The sequence below is a fragment of the Mycobacterium sp. 852002-30065_SCH5024008 genome (assembly GCF_001665645.1).
In the GTDB taxonomy this organism is placed as follows: domain Bacteria; phylum Actinomycetota; class Actinomycetes; order Mycobacteriales; family Mycobacteriaceae; genus Mycobacterium; species Mycobacterium paraffinicum.
Map to the genome: position 1 here is coordinate 1 of NZ_LZSZ01000175.1, position 16850 is coordinate 16850.

General features: G+C 66.4%; 19 protein-coding genes and 1 pseudogene. 12 read left to right on the forward strand and 8 right to left on the reverse strand.

What is annotated here, in order from left to right:
• Positions 1 to 126, forward strand: a pseudogene (locus A5781_RS22430) (cutinase family protein); the annotation flags it as partial.
• A 12-nt stretch (positions 127 to 138) separates the two neighbouring features.
• Here the strand turns inward: A5781_RS22430 and A5781_RS22435 are convergent.
• The 3 genes from A5781_RS22435 to A5781_RS22445 are packed head-to-tail and all read right to left on the reverse strand — an operon-like array spanning position 139 to position 2202.
• Positions 139 to 906, reverse strand: a complete 768-nt coding sequence (locus A5781_RS22435; RefSeq protein ID WP_067212107.1) for an Rv3717 family N-acetylmuramoyl-L-alanine amidase — start codon at positions 904 to 906, stop codon at positions 139 to 141.
• Between the two features lie 16 nt (positions 907 to 922).
• A complete protein-coding gene (locus A5781_RS22440; protein WP_067212115.1) occupies positions 923 to 1579 on the reverse strand; it encodes an enoyl-CoA hydratase-related protein in 657 nt (218 codons plus the stop codon).
• Positions 1576 to 2202 (reverse strand): TetR/AcrR family transcriptional regulator, encoded by a 627-nt coding sequence (locus A5781_RS22445; RefSeq protein ID WP_067212117.1) that lies wholly within the window; start codon positions 2200 to 2202, stop codon positions 1576 to 1578. Before A5781_RS22445 ends, A5781_RS22440 begins: the two co-directional genes overlap by 4 nt.
• 119 nt (positions 2203 to 2321) lie before the next feature.
• Between A5781_RS22445 and A5781_RS22450 the strand changes: the two genes are divergently transcribed.
• The 3 genes from A5781_RS22450 (at position 2322) to A5781_RS22460 (ending at position 4256) form a co-directional block, all read left to right on the forward strand.
• Positions 2322 to 2531, forward strand: a complete 210-nt coding sequence (locus tag A5781_RS22450; RefSeq protein ID WP_231990780.1) for a three-helix bundle dimerization domain-containing protein — start codon at positions 2322 to 2324, stop codon at positions 2529 to 2531.
• Positions 2532 to 2601: 70 nt separating this feature from the next.
• Positions 2602 to 3027 (forward strand): DUF6636 domain-containing protein, encoded by a 426-nt coding sequence (locus A5781_RS22455; protein ID WP_231990782.1) that lies wholly within the window; start codon positions 2602 to 2604, stop codon positions 3025 to 3027.
• Positions 3028 to 3086: 59 nt separating this feature from the next.
• Complete coding sequence (locus A5781_RS22460; protein WP_067212121.1) at positions 3087 to 4256, forward strand: acyl-CoA dehydrogenase; 1170 nt, start codon at positions 3087 to 3089, stop codon at positions 4254 to 4256.
• On the opposite strand, the gene A5781_RS22465 is transcribed toward A5781_RS22460, so the two are convergent.
• Positions 4253 to 4810: a TetR/AcrR family transcriptional regulator gene (locus A5781_RS22465; RefSeq protein WP_067212124.1), complete on the reverse strand. Its 558-nt coding sequence runs from the start codon at positions 4808 to 4810 to the stop codon at positions 4253 to 4255. The two genes, A5781_RS22460 and A5781_RS22465, sit on opposite strands and share 4 nt — an antisense overlap.
• 228 nt (positions 4811 to 5038) lie before the next feature.
• Between A5781_RS22465 and A5781_RS22470 the strand changes: the two genes are divergently transcribed.
• Positions 5039 to 6292, forward strand: a complete 1254-nt coding sequence (locus A5781_RS22470) for a hypothetical protein (protein ID WP_369817782.1) — start codon at positions 5039 to 5041, stop codon at positions 6290 to 6292.
• Between the two features lie 116 nt (positions 6293 to 6408).
• On the forward strand, positions 6409 to 7257 hold the full coding sequence (locus A5781_RS22475; protein ID WP_067212128.1) for an SDR family NAD(P)-dependent oxidoreductase: 849 nt from the start codon (positions 6409 to 6411) through the stop codon (positions 7255 to 7257).
• Here the strand turns inward: A5781_RS22475 and A5781_RS22480 are convergent.
• Both A5781_RS22480 and A5781_RS22485 read right to left on the reverse strand, forming a co-directional pair.
• Positions 7254 to 8213 (reverse strand): SMP-30/gluconolactonase/LRE family protein, encoded by a 960-nt coding sequence (locus A5781_RS22480; protein ID WP_067212137.1) that lies wholly within the window; start codon positions 8211 to 8213, stop codon positions 7254 to 7256. The genes A5781_RS22475 and A5781_RS22480 overlap by 4 nt on opposite strands.
• Before the next feature lie 178 nt (positions 8214 to 8391).
• A complete protein-coding gene (locus A5781_RS22485) occupies positions 8392 to 9186 on the reverse strand; it encodes a hypothetical protein (RefSeq protein ID WP_067212140.1) in 795 nt (264 codons plus the stop codon).
• Positions 9187 to 9408: 222 nt separating this feature from the next.
• On the opposite strand from A5781_RS22485, the gene A5781_RS22490 reads away from it, so the two are divergent.
• Together A5781_RS22490 and A5781_RS25295 are read left to right on the forward strand one after the other, a co-directional pair.
• Positions 9409 to 9852, forward strand: a complete 444-nt coding sequence (locus A5781_RS22490) for a DoxX family protein (RefSeq protein ID WP_067212143.1) — start codon at positions 9409 to 9411, stop codon at positions 9850 to 9852.
• Positions 9853 to 10021: 169 nt separating this feature from the next.
• Positions 10022 to 10282, forward strand: a complete 261-nt coding sequence (locus A5781_RS25295) for a hypothetical protein (RefSeq protein ID WP_197504020.1) — start codon at positions 10022 to 10024, stop codon at positions 10280 to 10282.
• Between the two features lie 107 nt (positions 10283 to 10389).
• Here A5781_RS25295 and A5781_RS22495 read toward each other — a convergent pair whose 3' ends face one another.
• Entirely contained in the window at positions 10390 to 11163 is a 774-nt protein-coding gene (locus A5781_RS22495) for an evbL (RefSeq protein ID WP_067212147.1), read from the reverse strand.
• 416 nt (positions 11164 to 11579) lie between these two features.
• Complete coding sequence (locus tag A5781_RS22500) at positions 11580 to 12032, reverse strand: VOC family protein (RefSeq protein ID WP_067212150.1); 453 nt, start codon at positions 12030 to 12032, stop codon at positions 11580 to 11582.
• An 85-nt stretch (positions 12033 to 12117) separates the two neighbouring features.
• On the opposite strand from A5781_RS22500, the gene A5781_RS22505 reads away from it, so the two are divergent.
• From A5781_RS22505 to A5781_RS22520, 4 genes are all read left to right on the forward strand, one after another.
• Positions 12118 to 13371, forward strand: coding sequence for a cytochrome P450 (locus A5781_RS22505; RefSeq protein ID WP_067212151.1), 1254 nt, complete (start codon positions 12118 to 12120; stop codon positions 13369 to 13371).
• Positions 13372 to 14550, forward strand: coding sequence for an alpha/beta hydrolase (locus A5781_RS22510; RefSeq protein WP_067212156.1), 1179 nt, complete (start codon positions 13372 to 13374; stop codon positions 14548 to 14550).
• Positions 14547 to 15548 carry a tocopherol cyclase family protein gene (locus A5781_RS22515; protein WP_067212158.1) on the forward strand — a complete coding sequence of 334 codons (1002 nt, stop codon included), beginning with the start codon at positions 14547 to 14549 and terminating at the stop codon, positions 15546 to 15548. The genes A5781_RS22510 and A5781_RS22515 overlap by 4 nt, the downstream gene beginning before the upstream one ends.
• A gap of 71 nt (positions 15549 to 15619) precedes the next feature.
• Positions 15620 to 16633 (forward strand): NAD-dependent epimerase/dehydratase family protein, encoded by a 1014-nt coding sequence (locus A5781_RS22520; RefSeq protein ID WP_067212159.1) that lies wholly within the window; start codon positions 15620 to 15622, stop codon positions 16631 to 16633.
• Positions 16634 to 16850 lie beyond the last annotated feature (217 nt).

Here is a 16850-nt window from a genome sequence, read left to right on the forward strand (position 1 = left end):
GCCCACAACACCTACGCCGACGACGGCGCCATGATCGACAAAGGCGTCGCCTTCGCATCCAGCCACCTCGACGCGGGAACCGGCGGCCCCGCGGGGTCGCCGGTCAGGGGCTTTTCGGGCGGCTGAGCGACCGCTCGGCTAGCGTTGGCCGCCTTTGGTATTCAGGTAGGCGACGATCCCCTGGGTGACCGCGGCGGCATACTTCGCCCGGCCGTCCGGGCTTTGCATCCGCGCGGCGTCGTCGGTGTTTTTCATGTTGCCGAGTTCGACGAGGATCGCCGGGTACTGGGCCAGGTTGAGCCCCGCGAGGTCGTCCCGGCCATACAGGCCGCCCGAGCCGATGTAGTTGGCCGGCTGGAAACCGGCCTGCACTAACGCATCCCGCATCGTGTTGGCCAGCTGGACGGCCGGGCCGGCCTGCACCTCGTTCAAGGGCGGGCTCGAGTAGTTCACGTGGAATCCGCTGCCGGACGCGGGTCCGCCGTCGGCGTGGATGCTCACGATGGCGTCGGGACGCATTGCGTTGGCCGCCGCCGCGCGCTGGTCCACGCAGGGGCCGACGGAGTTGTCGTCACCTCGGGATAGCTGGGTGCGAACGCCCATCTGGTTGAGCGACTCGTTGATCAGCGCCACGACCGCCCAGGTGAACGCGTGCTCGGGATAGCCGTCGTTGGTGGCAGCGCCGGACGCCTGGCACGCCTTGGTTCCGCCCCGGCCGTTGGGGACCTGCTGGTTGATCGAGGCGTCGTTCACGGCGTTGTGGCCCGGGTCGAGGAAGACGGCCGAGCCGGCGACACCGGCGGCGGCGCGCGGAGCGGTCATGAGCCCGGCGCCGATAAGCACCGGCGCGAATTTCAGCACGTCGCGTCGCGAAACGGGTCCCGGCCGGCCGGGGTGGTCACGCATCGCGCGATGGTAGCAATCAGACGTCGGTCAACGCCCGGGCCGCTGCGCGGAACATGGTCTGCTTGATCGCGCCGAGCGTGCCGGGGTCCTTGCCGGCCAGCGGACGCAGCAGGTCGGTGGCCGCCGCGGTCACCTCGCCCTCGGCCGCGGTAGCGTCGACGATGCCGAATTCGGCGGCCTCTTCCCCGCCGAACCGCCGCCCGGTCGTCATCGAGGCCACCGCGGCGCGGGGCGTGAGCTTGGCCTGGATCAGCGCGGCCATGCCGTCGGTGAACGGAATCCGGATGTCGACTTCGGGGAAGCAGAAGAACCCTCGGTCGGCGCGCATCACTCGCACGTCGTGGGCCATGGCGAGCATCGCGCCGGCGCCGAAGGCGTGCCCGGTCACCGCGGCGGCGGTCGGCATCGGGAAGGTGAGGACGCGAGCCAGCAGGGCCTGCACCCGCGCGACGTACGCCTGAGTCTGGTCGGCATGGGCGCCCAGCCAGTCCAGGTCCAGCCCGTTGGTGTAGAACTTGCCGCCCGCGGTCGTGACCAGGCCCTGGGCACCGGCCTGCTGGATCTCGTCAAGCTGCTCGTTGATCGCATCGAGAAACTCCGGGGAGAACCGATTCTCGTCCTCGCCGAGGTGCAGCACCGCGATCTTGTCGTCCCAACTGCATGTCGGTGTCATGTCGTGTCCTTCTCTCTGGTTTTACGCCGGGGTTCCCCGACGTCGAGCACGGCGCGGACCGCGGCGCGTAGCCGCTCCCGCGCCTCCGGATCTTTGATCCTGTTGCGGCGCAACAGGATCGCGGTCGGCAGATCGACGATGCAGGTTGTGATGACGTCGACGGCCGTGGCGTCCTTGCGGTCCCACAGGCGGCGGGCCAGCCGAATCATCGATTCCACCAGCTGCCGGTCCAGGTCGCGCAGCTGTGCCGCAATGTCGGGCGGCGTATCGGGACCCAGCAGCTCGTCGCGGCGCACCGTGAGTAGCAGCTGCGACGACTCCGGGTAGCTTTCGGCGAATACCGCGGGCGCCTCGGCCGCCGCCACCACGGCGGCAACACCATCCCCATCGGGCGCGGCGTGGATCAATTCGCCTTGGGCGCTGAGGAATCGGTGCCCGGCCCGCAGCCAGGCGCGCCCGACGAGGCCCGCCCGCGAGCCGAAGGTGTGGTACAGCGCGCCGTTGGAGACCCCGATCGCGTCGCCGACGGCTCTGATCGTGACCGACGCGGGCCCGGACCGCACCGCCAACCGTTCGACGGCATCCAGGATTTGGTCCTGGTCGTGAACACGCGGCCGCGGCATTCCGGCATAGTAACAGAGCAGACGCTCTGTTATAGGCGTGCGCCCAGTTCACGCGATTGCAGCGCCCTCTTAACGCGAAACCCGTTTGATCGCGAGCGCCGATCGGGAACCCCCTGCCCATGGGTAAGGTCACTCAGGTCAACGAAAAGATGCTGTTGGCGGATATCGAGCGGCAACTGATCGACGAGTTCCCGCAGATCCCATCAGAGGTCGTCGACGCCCTCATCCGCGAAGAGCACGCCCGGTTCACGCACAGCCCCGTCCGCGATTTCGTTCCGCTGTTCGTGGAAAAACACACCCGCGAGCAACTGCGGGCGCGGTCCAACTGAGGAAACGGCTACCGGCCAGATTCTCGGCTTTCCGCCCCGGACGGGGCGGATCTGCGCCTACGCTCAGCAAATGGTCGGTCGCCAATGGGTCGCGCTGGGCATCGGCGCGATGGTCGCGGCGGCCACCGCCACGCCCGCGACCGCACGCGCCGACACCGTGAACTTTCAATCCCCGTCCGGGAACATCTACTGCGTTCTGGACAGCGCATTTGTCGCGTGCGACATCAGTGACTTCGATTACCAGCCGCCGCCACCCCCGGAGTGCGGCAAACACCTCGCCTGGGGAAATCGCTTCGTCCTGACCCAGGGTCAACCGGCCGCCATCCACTGTCACGGCGACACCCTGCGCGTCGCCGGCGAGCCGACACTCGACTACGGCCAGTCCAAGTCCGCCGGGACGCTCACCTGCGACAGCGAGCCGTCGGGCATGACATGCACCGACAGCAGCACCGGGCATTACTTCCGGGTGTCGCGGGATTCCTACGATCTGGGCTGAGAGCCGTTCCGCTCCAACCGCTTACATGACCGTACAAAATAGTATGGTACGGTCGCGCCATGTCCGCGGTCGATACTCGCCCGACGTATGGGATCACCGACGACTTCGTCGCCCGCTTGGCCGAGCGCGCCGACGAGGCCGAAAGGCTGCGCCGGCTGCCCGCGGCGACGATCAGCGAGTTCCGGGAAACCGAGCTGTTCCGGCTGTTGCTTCCGGCCCGGTTTGGCGGCATCCAGGCGTCGTTTCCCGGACTGCTGGAACCGATTCGGCGGATGGCGCACGGGTGCGCGTCCAGCGCCTGGACGCTCGGTTTCTACGCCCTGCACAACTGGATGCTGTCGCTGTTCGACATGCGGGTCCAGCAGGAGGTGTTTGCCTCGGGGCCGGTGCTCGCGCCCGCTCCCCTGGCCCCCACCGGCCGCGGCGTCCCGGCTGAGGGTGGGGTGCGCTTGACGGGCCGCTGGTCGTGGGCCACGGGTGCGATGGATGCGGATTGGGTGATGGTCGGGGCGCTCATCGAGCGACCCGATCGCATCGACCCGGCGCTGGTGCTGGTGCCCGCCGACCAGGTCGAGGTCGTGGACACCTGGCACACCGCCGGGATGCGGGGCACCGGGTCCCACGACGTCGTCGTCAGCGACGTCCTCGTGCCGGAGCACCGCATGGTCGCCGTGGCCGATATCTATGCCGGGACGACGCCCGGCGCCCGGGCCCATGACGTGCCGACGTACCGGTGGCCGATGGTCCCCGCGCTCGCGCTGGTGGCGTCGATGCCGGTGCTCGGTGCCGCCGAGCGGGTGACCGAGCTGTTCGCCGAACGACTGGGCGGGCGCGTCCTGGCGTATAGCGGTGCGGCGCAGAAGGATCAGCCCGCCGCGCAGATCCGGCTGGCGAGTGCGCGGGTTCGGTTGCGCGCTTTGAGGGCGCTCGTCGACGACACCGCCGACGGGATCGACCGGATGGTGGCCGCCGGCGAGCGGGTGCATCGATCGGTGCGGGCCGAGGCGCGGCTGGCGGCCGCCCACACGGTGCACGAGAGCAAGGCAGTGATTGCCGATTTGCTGGACGCCTCCGGCGCCAGCGCGCAATTCCTATCGAATCCGCTGCAGCGGTTCAAGCGCGACGTGGACATCGCGGCCGGGCATGTCGTCTTCGACTACGACGTGAGCCGAGAGTTGGCCGGCGCGTTGGCGATTGGCGCCAAGATCTCCCCGATCGCGATGGTCTAGTCCTTGAGCATCAGCTCGAGGAAGCGTTCGCGCTGCGCGATCTGTTGCGCCTGCTGCGCCGAACCGGCCAGGTGCAGCAGCCCGATGCCGGCGGCGAAGGTCAGCTCGGCGCGCAGCTTGGCGTCGTCGGGGCTGAAGCCGTAGTCGCTGTAGGCCTTGGTGACAGAGCGCAGCAGGCGCCGGTCGGCCGCGCGGATGTTGGCCGCGGCGGCCGGATCGGTGCGGGCCCATTCGCGCATCGCGCGTTCGAGCGTCCAATGCCCCGGGCTGGTCAGCGCGGTCATCATGGCGGACAGGCGTTCTCGCGGGGGCAGCGCGTCGAGCTCGGCCAGGGACTGCCGGTCCTTCTCGAGGAAGGTGTTCCACGATTCGACCAGCGCGGCCCGATAGCTGTCCATGTCCTGGAAGTGCCAGTAGAAGCTGCCCCGGGTGACGCCCGCCTGCTGGCACAGGCGCTCGATCTTCAGGGCGCGCACCCCCTGCTCGGCGAGCAGCGTGTAGCCGGCCTGCAGCCAGTCCTCCACGGACAGACGCGGGGGCTTGCGCGCGGTCACAGATGAAGGTTACGGGGGACGCTTCCGGGCGCGGATCCGTCTGTCATCAGGGGCCCTGCGTGGGTCCGGGTGAACTCCTACCCAACACCTGGCAAAGCGGAGCGGTCGGCCGCACACATGGGTGTAATGTCCGGGTTTGCTAGCCGACAAATTCCTGTTAACTCTTGGCACGCTTGCTGGGATGCCGAAGGATCAGGAGGTGCCGTGAGCACAGCCGAGGTGTCCGACCTGTCGGCGACGATCGACAACGACGAGGTCGTGGTGTCGTTGCACGACGAGGCCCTGCTGCTGGGCGGTGACCCCGCCGCTGTCGAGTCCTATCTGACCCGGCTACGCGCGACCGCCGGCCACGCCATGCGAGTCGCCGGTATCGACAGTGCCTCGCTCGCGAACGCGGCGATCGCCGGGCTGGCTTCCTTGCTGGCCGACTCCGGCAAGTACGTGCAGTTGCATCGCGACACCGTGGAGGCGCTGAAGGAAGGCAACCTCGTTCCCCTCAGCGACGGCTTCTTCCGGCTGACCACGGGCGCCGATGCCGGCGAGCTCCTGGCGCAACTGCAATGGCGACCGGAACTGCTCGGACCGGAGGTGATGCTGTCGGCGCAGATGATCGCGGTGCAGATGGCGTTGAAGTCCGCGGTCGCCGAGGTCGAAGACGCCGTCCGTCGCGTGGAGGACAAGGTGGAATCGGTGCTCGAAGTCGCCCGCGCGCAGCGCGCCGGCGATGTCCTGGGCACAAGCCTCACGATCTCGCGGATGGTCGACTCGTTGGACAAGTACGGGTCGCTGCCCGATGCGTACTGGGATTCGGTGGCCATGCTGGGGCCGGCGCTCAACGTCACCGTCGAGCAGCTGCGCAACCACGTCAGCCGCATCCTGGTGTCGTTCGATCACACCCTGGGTGTGCAGCAGCGCGCCGGGAAGCTGCGAAACGCCATCAGCGAGAACCGGCTTGGCGACACCCTGAGCCTGCTGGTCATCGCCGAGGAGGCGCTGCACAAGTGGCAGCGGCTGAACCTCGCCCGCATCGAGGCGAAGGAGCCCGAGCAGCTGCTCCGGGCTATCGACGAAGCTCGCGAGCTCGTCGACCACCACCTGCGCGAAGACCTCGACATCTACCGGAGCGCGAAGGAAGTCCTCGACCGGTTCGGGAAGACGGCGGCCATCGACGGCTTCCGCTTCTGGGCGGTGCGCGAGCTGGCCAAGCAACGCGGCGAGCTGCGCGACGAGCTCGACCGCTTCGCCGCGGCCCGTCAGCACCAGGTCGAGACCTGGGAGGACTTCCACATCCCGAGCGTGCTCGACGCCGCCCTGGCCACCCTCGAAGCCGTCGGAAGCGTTACGGGCCGAGCGCTTGTGGCCGCCGGCCGGGGGGTCGTCTACCTGGGCGGGCAGGTAGCGGGCCCGTTCCGGGGCAAAGGTAGCGATGAACCCTCTCAGGCGAGCAGCTCTGAACTCGAGGAACACCAGTCGGCGTCCTGACTGGGCACGGTGCGTCGTCATTGACTGTGGTCGGGGCTGCCTCGATACTCCACCAGTACCGCCGTCGACCATCAACGGCTCGCGGCTAAAGTGCTTGGCGCGCAGAGGAGGTCGACGTGATCGATTTGGGGCTATCCGGCAAGCGCGCGGTTGTGTCGGGTGCGGGCTACATCCCCGAGCGGGCGGGCCACGGCTGGTTCACGTCGTTGGCCCTGGCCGAAGCCGGCGCCTCGGTGGCCTGCATCGATATTGACGAGCAGCGCGCGGAGCACATTGCCGGCGAGATCGTCGGCAGGGGCGGCACTGCGGTCCCGATCGTCGCCGACATGACCGACCCCGTGCAGGTCGGTCGGGCGATCGATGACGCCGTCGCGGCGCTGGGCGGTGTCGACGTGTGCGTCGACATCATCGGTGGGGCGACCTGGTCAAAGGTCGAGGACTTCACCACCGAGCTGTGGGACGCGGCGATCCACTACAACCTGACCCAGGTGTTCTACCTTTTCCAGGCCGCGGCAAGGTACATGATCGCCCAGGGCAGCGGCGGATCGTTGGTGGCCATCGCATCGGTCGACGGCATTGCCTCGGCCACCTACCACGCCGCCTACGGCGCCGCCAAGGCCGGCGTCATCTCGCTGGTCAAAACCTTCGCAGATGAACTGGGCCGGTACGGCATTCGCGCCAATGCGGTCGCGCCGGGCAACGTGGGCTCCGGCAACGAGGACCAGCCGCCGAACGAATACGCCGTCAACGGAATCAACCCGCTCGCGGCCCCCCGCGCGCATGACGTCGCCAACGCCGCGTTGTTCCTGTCTTCTGAGCTGGCCGCCCGCATCACCGGTCAGACCCTAGTCGTCGACGGCGGTGCCACCATTCGCCAGCTGTGGGGGCTGGGCGAGTCGATGATCCCGGCCAACCCGGACGATGCGCTGCCCGGCTTCATGCGGCCCGGCCCGTCGGGCGGCTAGCGCTGGTGCATCATCGGCAGGCCCGGCACCGAGCTTCTCCCCTTGAGAACGTATGGGGTTGTGATCGAGCCGATGTAGATGTCGCGCATGTCGTGCCCGCCCCAGGCGATGCTGGTCGGGCCTTTCAATAGCGCGCCCTCGGGATCGTCGAGGACCACCGTGGCCGTGCCGTCCGGGCGGATCGCCACGATCCTGTTCGCCAAAACCAATGTGACCCAAAGGTTTCCCTCGGCGTCGAACGCGCACCCGTCGGCCATTCCCCACCGGCGACCAACCTCCGGGTCGGCCATGGACAGGCCGGCGTCGGGGCCATACTCGTCGGGGCGCCGGCCGCCCAGCGGAGGACCGTATTGCTCCTGGGGGCCGAGTGTTGCGCCTTCGATCGGGAATCGCACCACGTCGGCGGCCACCGTGCGGACCACGTACAGGTAGTCCTCATTGCGATCGAGCGCCATGCAGTTGGGGAAGCTCACCGCTTCGGCGACCACCTTCGCCGATTGGCGATCCGGTGCGACCCGAAAAATGAATCCATCGGCGGTGCCCCGCGCGATGGTATCCATGAGATCGTCAGCCATTGTGCTCACCGAACACCACAGCGCCCCAACGGAATCCACCAGGACAAAGTTCAACCATCGCAGCGGGCGTCCATCGAGTTGTCCGCCCAGCACCGTCGTGTTCGCGCCGGTCACCGGGTCGAGGTCCTGCAACACACCCAAGCCCCAATTGGCGATCAGAAAGTGGCCGTCGCGATCGAGCGCGATCCCGTTCGGCTCGCCGCCCGCCTTACCTATACGTCGAATCGTGTGTTCGTCGATGAGTTCTGCGACAGCAGAGGCCTTATCTGAGGCGAACACCTTGCCATCGCCGGCCACGAGGACGTGTTCGGGGCGATCGACGCCGCGCCCGACGGGGTGGAGATCGGTTACCGCGATTGTGGTCTCGCCCGTTCCGCTCATCGATTCCCCTCGTGGACTCGTAGCAGCCCAATGTCAGGCTAGTGGAGGTTACGAGCTCACCGGGTCGAGCAGCCCAGCATGAGACACCCTCATCCCGTCGGCTGATATGCACCCGCCCGTTTCGAGCTGCGGTCAAAGGGGCTGAGGAACCGAGTCGGCGCTGGGCGGGCCAGTGTGCTCAGGCCGTGGTGCCGCTGGCTATTTCTGACGATTGGGCAATGGCTGCGAATTGGCGTTTGAGCATTTGGTATCCCCAGGCGAGTACTAGCCAGGGCGCGATGAGCCAGGGCATGTTGAGCATGATGAACTTCACGCCCAGGTCAAAGAAACTCGAGGTGTTCACCGACGGCAAGCCGCCGATGATTTCGCTGCCGTAGTAGTACCAGGTCAGCACCGTGTGGGTGACGGCCGTGGACATGACGAGCAAAGTGCCGCGGTAGTCGGTGAATTGCGAGCGTTTGAGCATGATCAGACCCGTGACGCCGACGCAGGCGTTGATGACCGAGAGCACCTCGATCATCAAGAAATGGGGATTTGGGTTGAGGTAGCGCAGATCTCCACCGTCGATGTAGGCCCACCACGGGTAAGCCCAGGCGCTTTCGCGAGCGCCGGCGATCGGCTTGTGCAGGATCAGCCACCCCAACTCCCACGTCAGGTGGGTGGCGTAGGAGCAGATCACGAACGGCAGCACGACCCCCTGCAGGCGCTCGAACCTGGTCCAGCGCCGCAGCGACGGGATCGGCAGAAAGGCCGCAAAGATTCCCACGAAGTAGGCGGCCGTAGCTTGAGTGGCCAGCAGGTTGGCCATCAGCCCGCGGTCCATATGGCCGTGGAACACCAGGTACGTGTAGAGCGGGAAGCCCAGCACAAGCGAACCGAACGCCAAGGTCCACATCAATCGCAAACCCCGGGACGGCGCCAGGGCGCTGATGACAGGCTTCGCGGTAGCCGGGGGGACTGCGGTGGCGGTCATCAGTGCTCCTTGGTGACTTTCACAAGCAGAATAATGATTACTGCAGGAACGGACATAGTTACCCCCGCCGCCCAAGCCGCTACCGAAGCCGGCAAGATCACCCGACGTCCCGCGATCCAAGCGATGTATCACAGACCTCAAGTCGTCGGCGGTCACGTTTTGGCGTCGTGGCGTGTCGTAGCAGTAGACCACTCGTTACGACACATCGCCGGAGACTCTGAAATGACTGCGATCACAAAAACCCGCGAGATGCGCACTCGCGCCCAGGTGACCACCTACTGGATTGCCACCGCCCTGCTCGTCGCTGAGCTGACACTGGGAGGCATCTGGGATGTGCTCCGCGTTCCGTTGGTTCGCAACGTCGTGACGCACTTGGGCTATCCGACGTACTTCTTGGTTTTGCTTGGGACATGGAAACTGCTCGGCGCGGCTGCCCTCGTTGTGCCGCGGCTTCCGCTGGTCAAGGAGTGGGCCTACGCCGGCATCTTCTTTGTCTTTTCGGGGGCCATCGTGTCGCACTTGACCACGGGCAAGGATGTCCAAGAAGTCGCGATCTGCTCCATTGTGCTCGTACTGACGGTTGCGTCATGGGCCCTGCGTCCGGCGGCACGCACGCTCCACAAACGCGAACACGACCAGGACATAAGCGTGGCGGAGTCAACATGACCTTAGTGGCCGGCTGCTCGGGGCGCCCCGAACTTCTCTGAGCTGCAAGAGATGGCGCTGCCCAGCTGCGCGCGGATCGGGTCGATGTCAGGGGCGCTGCTGCGGCGCGACGTTCAGTGAGCTGCCGACAAGACGACCGAAAGATGTCGCCGTTGCGGCGCCACGCAGGGTGGAGCCGATCGCGTCGTCCACGATTGACGAAGGCCAACGCCTTGCCGAGGAGTTCGTCACCCAGTGTCACCAGGATCGTCGTTCCTATGTGTACCTCAATCTGCAACTCGCCGAGTACAATTCGCGGCTATCGCTCGATGTTGCCCTGTCGAATGCCGACGCACCCGGGACCTTAGTGGTTTTTCGCAATCAGCGTCCGGCAGCCGGCACAACGGTGGCAGTCTCCGCGCCACCCGGAGTGACGATGCCAACCGTCTGACCCCGACCGCACCCGGCGCTTCGGGTCAGCCAGCCGGATTCGGTTGGACGACAACGCATCCGGCCTACGCTGACCGACTCAATGCGTGCGATCCCCGCCTCGGTGCATCACCCATTGGCCGGTAAGGTCGCGGCGCTGGCTTTCAGCGACTCCAAAGCGGCGGCGCTGAGCCGGGCGAGTTCGTCCGCCTCGTCGGGAGTGAGGGCGGCTGCGAAAATTTCGGCCATCCGGCGGTTGGTCGCCTCCTCGACCTCGGCGTAGCGGTCCTTTTTGTCCGCGCCGTCGGCGAACGGCTCCGACCAGCCGAACATCGCGGCATACTGATGCCCCTTGTTGAGCATGTGGGCCTCCACGGGGGTGATACCCGAGATCGTGAGGGCGTTGAAATGCACTCCGGCCCGCAGCTCCCGCAGGACGTGCATCACCTGCAGCGTCCGCGCGGGCGGGTCCTCGTCCAGCGGCATGGTGCGCCACCCGGCGTACAGCGGCAGGCCCCCATCCGGTGTCGCCGCGACGATCTTTTCCCCCAGCGCGGCGATGCGGTCCAGCCCCTCGCCGCCGGCCAGGTGCCTACGCGCGAAGCCGGCGGCCTGTTCCCAGTACACCTCGGCCGCGCCCATCGCGCCGCGAACCGCGACGCCCTCCTCCCACAGGCTCCGCAGGGAGGTGGGCTCGAACACCACGAACACCGAACTGACCGCGACGCCGGTGGCCTCGCCCAGCACCCCGCCGCGCCCCGCAACGTATCCGGCGAGCGGGTTCTGGTAGCCGGCCGCGACGCTTTCGGCGAGATTCTCGGGGTGCAGCATGAACATCCCGACCGCTTGTCCGATGGACGAACCCGCGGTGACGGCGGCGTCGAGCACGTCGTTGTGACTCATGGCTTTTCTCCTTGTCAGGCAGTCGCGTTCATGTCAGTTTCCCTGCTGCGTGGGTCGCGTCGACGCTACTCCTGGTGGTCCGTAGCGACTGCGCAGGCAGCGGCGAACCTTTGCTCCGTCCGCGGACGCCAGTCCAAGCGATGTGTCGTTCACGCAATCAACAGGCCCACACGTAGCGCCCATACCCCAACAACCCGGCTCATCGTGCGACCCGAATTACTCGGGCGCCTGCGTTCCCATCGCCAGTGATGTCGACTGTGCCGGCGGTAGCGGTAACGGTCCCGCCTATGTCTCGGGACCCGTAACTGTGGCCGGAAAGGACATTTACGGCCTCGGCCGAGACGGTAATGGCGTGGGGTGCGAATAGCCGCTTCCCACCAGTACTCGTACTTCACCCGCGCGTCTCGCCGCCCGGTTTACGGCCGAGGCGGCAACGCCGCCAACCACCCATCCGAAAGCAGCTCCAATAGTTGCCCATCCGGATCACGAACCATCGCCATCGCCCCGGTCACCGTCGCGTCGACCACGGCTCCCCCGAACTCCTCAACCTTCTCCAACGCACCAGGAAGATCCGACACCGAAAACGAAATATGCGTCAGCCCAATCTGATCCATGACACGTTCGGCCCCGGCGTGGACCTGACGCTTCGAGTAGTCCATGAGTTCCAGCACGAACCCGTCGCGCACCAAGTAAGTCGCATGCACCCCGAGCGGCTCGGCAAGCTGCACAAGTTTGGCGGTGGGGCCGTCGGGCGGATCAAGCTCCCACCAAAACTGAAACCCAAGCACATTCTCGTAAAACCGCCTCGAACGCTCACGATCGGAGACACACAATCCGACATGGTTGAAGGTCGTCCGGTGACTACCCATCGCGGCCTTTCTCGACACAACCCCGAGCGTAATAATGCAAAGATAGTGTAGAAAGCCGAGCTCTCGTCCAGGTGGAGGACTTCAGATGGCAACCCGACCTGATGTCACCGACGACGCCATCGTCGACTTCGACCACCACTCCGACGCGTTCAACCTCAACGAACTGGCCATCAACGCCGAGCTGAGACAACGCTGCCCCGTCGCCTGGAACGAGAACTACGGCGGCTTCTGGTTCCTCAGCAGCTACGACGCAGTCAGCCACACGGCGAGAGATGGCGACACCTTCGCCCACAAATACGAGCCCAACGCCGCCGATGGCGTCGACTACCAAGGCGAGATGGGCGTCCCGCGGCCCGAAGGCCAGCCGGCCCTGGGCATCGGCGAGGTCGACGGCCCCTACCACCTAGCCCTACGGCACGCCCTAGCCCCGTTCCTCTCCCCCGGCGCAGTCCAAAAACTCAAGCCGTTCATGGAACAAAAAGCCCATGAGTTCCTCGACCAAAAAATCGAAGACGGACAGATGGACCTCGTCCTCGACTACGCCAGCCCGGTCCCCGCCATCCTCACCATGAAGCTGATGGGCCTGCCGCACGACAACTGGCACCTTTACGCCAACCTGTTCCACTCCGTCATGGCCGTCCCGCAAGACAGCCCCGAGTACCTCGACGCCATCGCCAAAGTCCCCGCCATGATGCAAGAAGTCCTCGAGTACGCGGCCAGCAGACGAGCCAGCCCGACAGACGACCTGACCAGCTTCCTCATCCAGTTCGAATTCGACGGCCAGCGCCTCACCGACGAACAGCTGCTCAACATCCTCTGGAACCTCATCGGCGGCGGCGTCGACACCACCACGTCCCAAACCGCGCTCACGCTCCAATACCTGGGCACCCACCCGGCCCTCAGGCAACCACTCATCGACCACCCGGAGCTCTACCGCACCGCCACCGATGAATTCCTGCGCTACTTCTCGGTCAACCAAACCCTCAGCCGCACAGTCACTCACGACGTCGAACTCAACGGCCAACACCTCCGCAAGAACGACAGGGTCGTCATCAGCTGGCTGTCGGCCAACCACGACGACAAAGAATTCCAAAAGCCCGACGAGATCATCTTGGACCGAACACCCAACCGCCACCTCGCCTTCGGCCTCGGCCCGCACCGCTGCATCGGCTCACACCTGGCGCGGCTGATGGCCGAGGTAATGGTCAGGGCCGTCCTCGACCGCATCCCCGACTACCAAGTCGACGTGCAAAACGTCCACCAGTACCTAGGCAACCCGAGCATGACCGGGCTCGGCACGCTGCCGGTCACCTTCACCCCCGGAGCGAAACGAGGCTAGATGCCAGACAGCGCTCGCAAATCCGCCAACCCGATGACGCAAGTGCTGGGTCCGTTCACCCGCACCGGCGGCTTCTACGCCCGCTCGTGGGGCACCTACCTGGATCGTCAACCCGACGAGCTACCGGTGGCCCGGCCCACCATCGCGCTCGCGGCGCAGGCATTCCGCGACGAAATCCTGCTGGCCGGCTTCAGCCTGTTGCGCCGGGCTCCCGACGCAAAAACGCTCGAACGGATCGACAGCGAAGTGCTTGCGGCGCAGGAGTTTTACGGTAACAAGGGCTGGCTCGACAATCCCGAGGGTTTCTTTGCCCCTCCCCCACTCCCCACCGACGTGACGGTCAAGCGCGTCAGCAGCATGGGACGCAACTACGAGCGGCTGTCCTTCGACAGCGACTACGAGCCCCACGAAGGCGAACCCAGCCGGGAACGGTGGCACAGCTACACCGGCAACAACCGCGAATACGCCCTGATGTTCCGGCACCGCCGGCCGCGCCCGTGGCTGGTCTGTATCCACGGCGCCGAGATGGGCCGGGCCGCGCTCGACCCCATGCTGTTTCATGCCTGGCACCTGTACCGGCATCTCGGCCTCAACGTCGCGCTGCCGGTACTCCCCCTGCACGGCCCCCGAGCAAGCGGCGGACCAAAGTTCCCCAGCGAGGACGTGCTCGACGACGTCCACGGCGCCGCCCAGGCGGTCTGGGACATCCGGCGCCTCATCGCCTGGATCCGCGCGCAACAGCCCGACGCCGCGATCGGGGTCAACGGCATCTCGCTCGGCGGTCTGATCTCGTCGCTGGTCGCCAGCCTCGACGACGGCCTCACCTGCGCGATCCTGGGCGTGCCGGCCGTCGACCTGGTGAACCTGGTCGGCCGCCACGCCGGCCTCAGCGGCCACGCCGCCCTGCGCCACACCATGAACTCGGCCAAACCCCTCGGCCGCATGATCTCGCCGCTGGCCCTGACCCCGCGCGTGCCAAAACAGGGCCGCTTCATCTACGCCGGCCTCGCCGACCGGCTGGTACACCCGCGCGACCAGGTCACCCGACTCTGGGAACACTGGGACAAACCCGAAATCCAATGGTACCCAGGCGGTCACACCGGATTCTTCCGTTCGCGGCCGGTGCAGCGCTTCATCGACGACGCGCTCGTGCAGTCGGGGCTGGCCGACAAGAGATGACTGCCTCCTACCTGCGATGGATAACGGCGAGCACGGCCAAGCCATTGGTCCATGCCTATCGGCGCACCGGTGCCGACGTGCCCTTCGGCGATCCGGTTCCTTCACACGGAACAGAAATGGAGGGCTGGTTCTGGCGCCTCACCGATGCCGCCTCGGGTCGCGTCGTCGTCGCACTGTGCAGCGTGAACCGGAATCCAGACGGGGACTGGGCGACCGTCGCGGTCGCACTGCATCCCGGCGGCGTGGTGCGTTCCGCGGCCATGGACGGTGCCCACGCCGAATCGTCCACGTTCTCAGTGCACGCCGGGACCGCTCCCGACTGCCGTCTGGCGGCGAACACCGATCGACTCCAGATCGACCTTGACGGCATCCACCTCGACCTGCACTTCGCCGATCCCTTCAATTGGCCCAAGGCCTTTGGTGGAGGCGGCGTCTTCTCTTCGGTCCCGTTTCTCAACCAATACTGGCATCCCTACCGACTCGGCGGAAAAGTTACCGGCACAGTCAAATTCAACGACGACACGTGGTCGTTTGACGGCGCCGAGCTGTACACGGAACGCAACTGGGGCGCGGGCTTCCCCGAGCGCTGGTGGTGGGGTCAGGCACACGATTTCGGCGACGCCGACGTCTCGGTCGCCTTCTCGGGCGGCCTTCTTCAGCTCGGCCCGATCCGCAGGGACGTCACCGGAGTCGTCGTGCGACTCGGCGACCGCGTCATTCGAGTAACCCCGCCGGTGCCCGTGCGATCGGACGTCGGCGACGGACACTGGACCGTGTCAGCACGCACACTCCGCTACCACATCGAGCTGGACGGAGACGGCACCCGCGCGGATCCGCACGTCTTGCCGGTGCCGCTGCCCGAGCAGCGCCGCAACATCGACACCGACTTTGAGCACCTCGCCGGCCGATTGCATTGCAGGGTGCGGGAGTACGGCCGGGTGGTGTTCGACGGCACCTGCGAGATCGCTGGCCTGGAGATCGGCAGCCGACCGGCATAGCTCGACTCACGGTCGGGAAGTGCGCCTGCCCTCTCATACCACCTGCCATCGCCCGGTAGAGTCACGAACTCGTGCAGATCGCAGTGACTGGTGGCACCGGATATCTCGGTGCACACGTCGTCCGTGGCCTACTCAATGCTGGCCATCAGGTACGGCTTCTGGCCGAGCCCGGGTGGGACAACCCCGAACTGCTGCGCAGGCTTTCCGAACTCGGCTCGATAACCGTGCTAGAGGGCGACGTCCGCGAGTCCGATACCGTGGCGACGCTCCTGGACAACAGTGACGCCCTGCTGCACGCTGCCAGCGTGGTCGGGACCGACAACCGGCGCGAGAACCTGATGTGGGAGATCAACGCGCTCGCGACCGAGTCGATCCTGCGTCAGGCACACGGCCGCGGGCTGGACCCGATCGTCACGATCAACAGCTACAGCTCCCTCTTCTCGCCGGCGGTCCCGGTGATCGGGCCGGACACTCCCACCGCGGCGGGTAGGTCGTCCTACGCCAAGACGAAGGGCTACGCCGATCGTGCTGCCCGGCGCCTGCAAGACGAGGGTGCGCCCGTTGTCATCACCTATCCGTCCAGCGTGGTCGGACCGGCCTTCATGACGGCCCCCGGTATCACCGAACAGGGCTGGGCGCCAATCATCCGCGCGGGTGTCGCGCCGCGACTGCGGCACGCCGGAATGATGATGGTGGACGTCCGTGACATCTCCGATGTGTATATCGCGTCGATGCAGCCGGGCCGCGGCCCCAAACGCTACGTGTGCGGCGGCGTGATGCTGAGCTTCGATGAGATGATCTGCGCGCTCGAGGCCGGCTCCGGGCGTCGCATCAGGCGAATTCCCGTGACCGGCGGAATGTTTCGGGCACTGGGCAGGATCGCGGACGCCGTCGGGAACCTACTGCCACTCGGGGCCGGATTCAGTTTCGAAGCGGCACAACTGCTGACCGCGGCGATACCAACCGATGACTCCCGCACCCTGGCCGAGCTCGGGGTGACCTGGCGCTCACCTCGCGAGGCGATCATCGCGACGTTCGCGCACCGCAGCGGAGAAGAACCCTGCGGAACACCCGCTAGCGGGTGAAAAGCCGTTCCTCGATGCCGAGCCGGCGTCGCTCTGCCACGTCGCACCTCCAAGAACGATCGACTTTGCCCGCGCTTCCTGGCCAACTTGGCTCGTCGGGCTCAGATCACTTCCTATGGAACCGGAATCGGCTTAATCGGGTTGCCCTGCTGGATCGACGAACAGTTCTCGACGGAGGCACTTCGGCGATAGCGAACGCTGCGAGTCTTCAGCACAG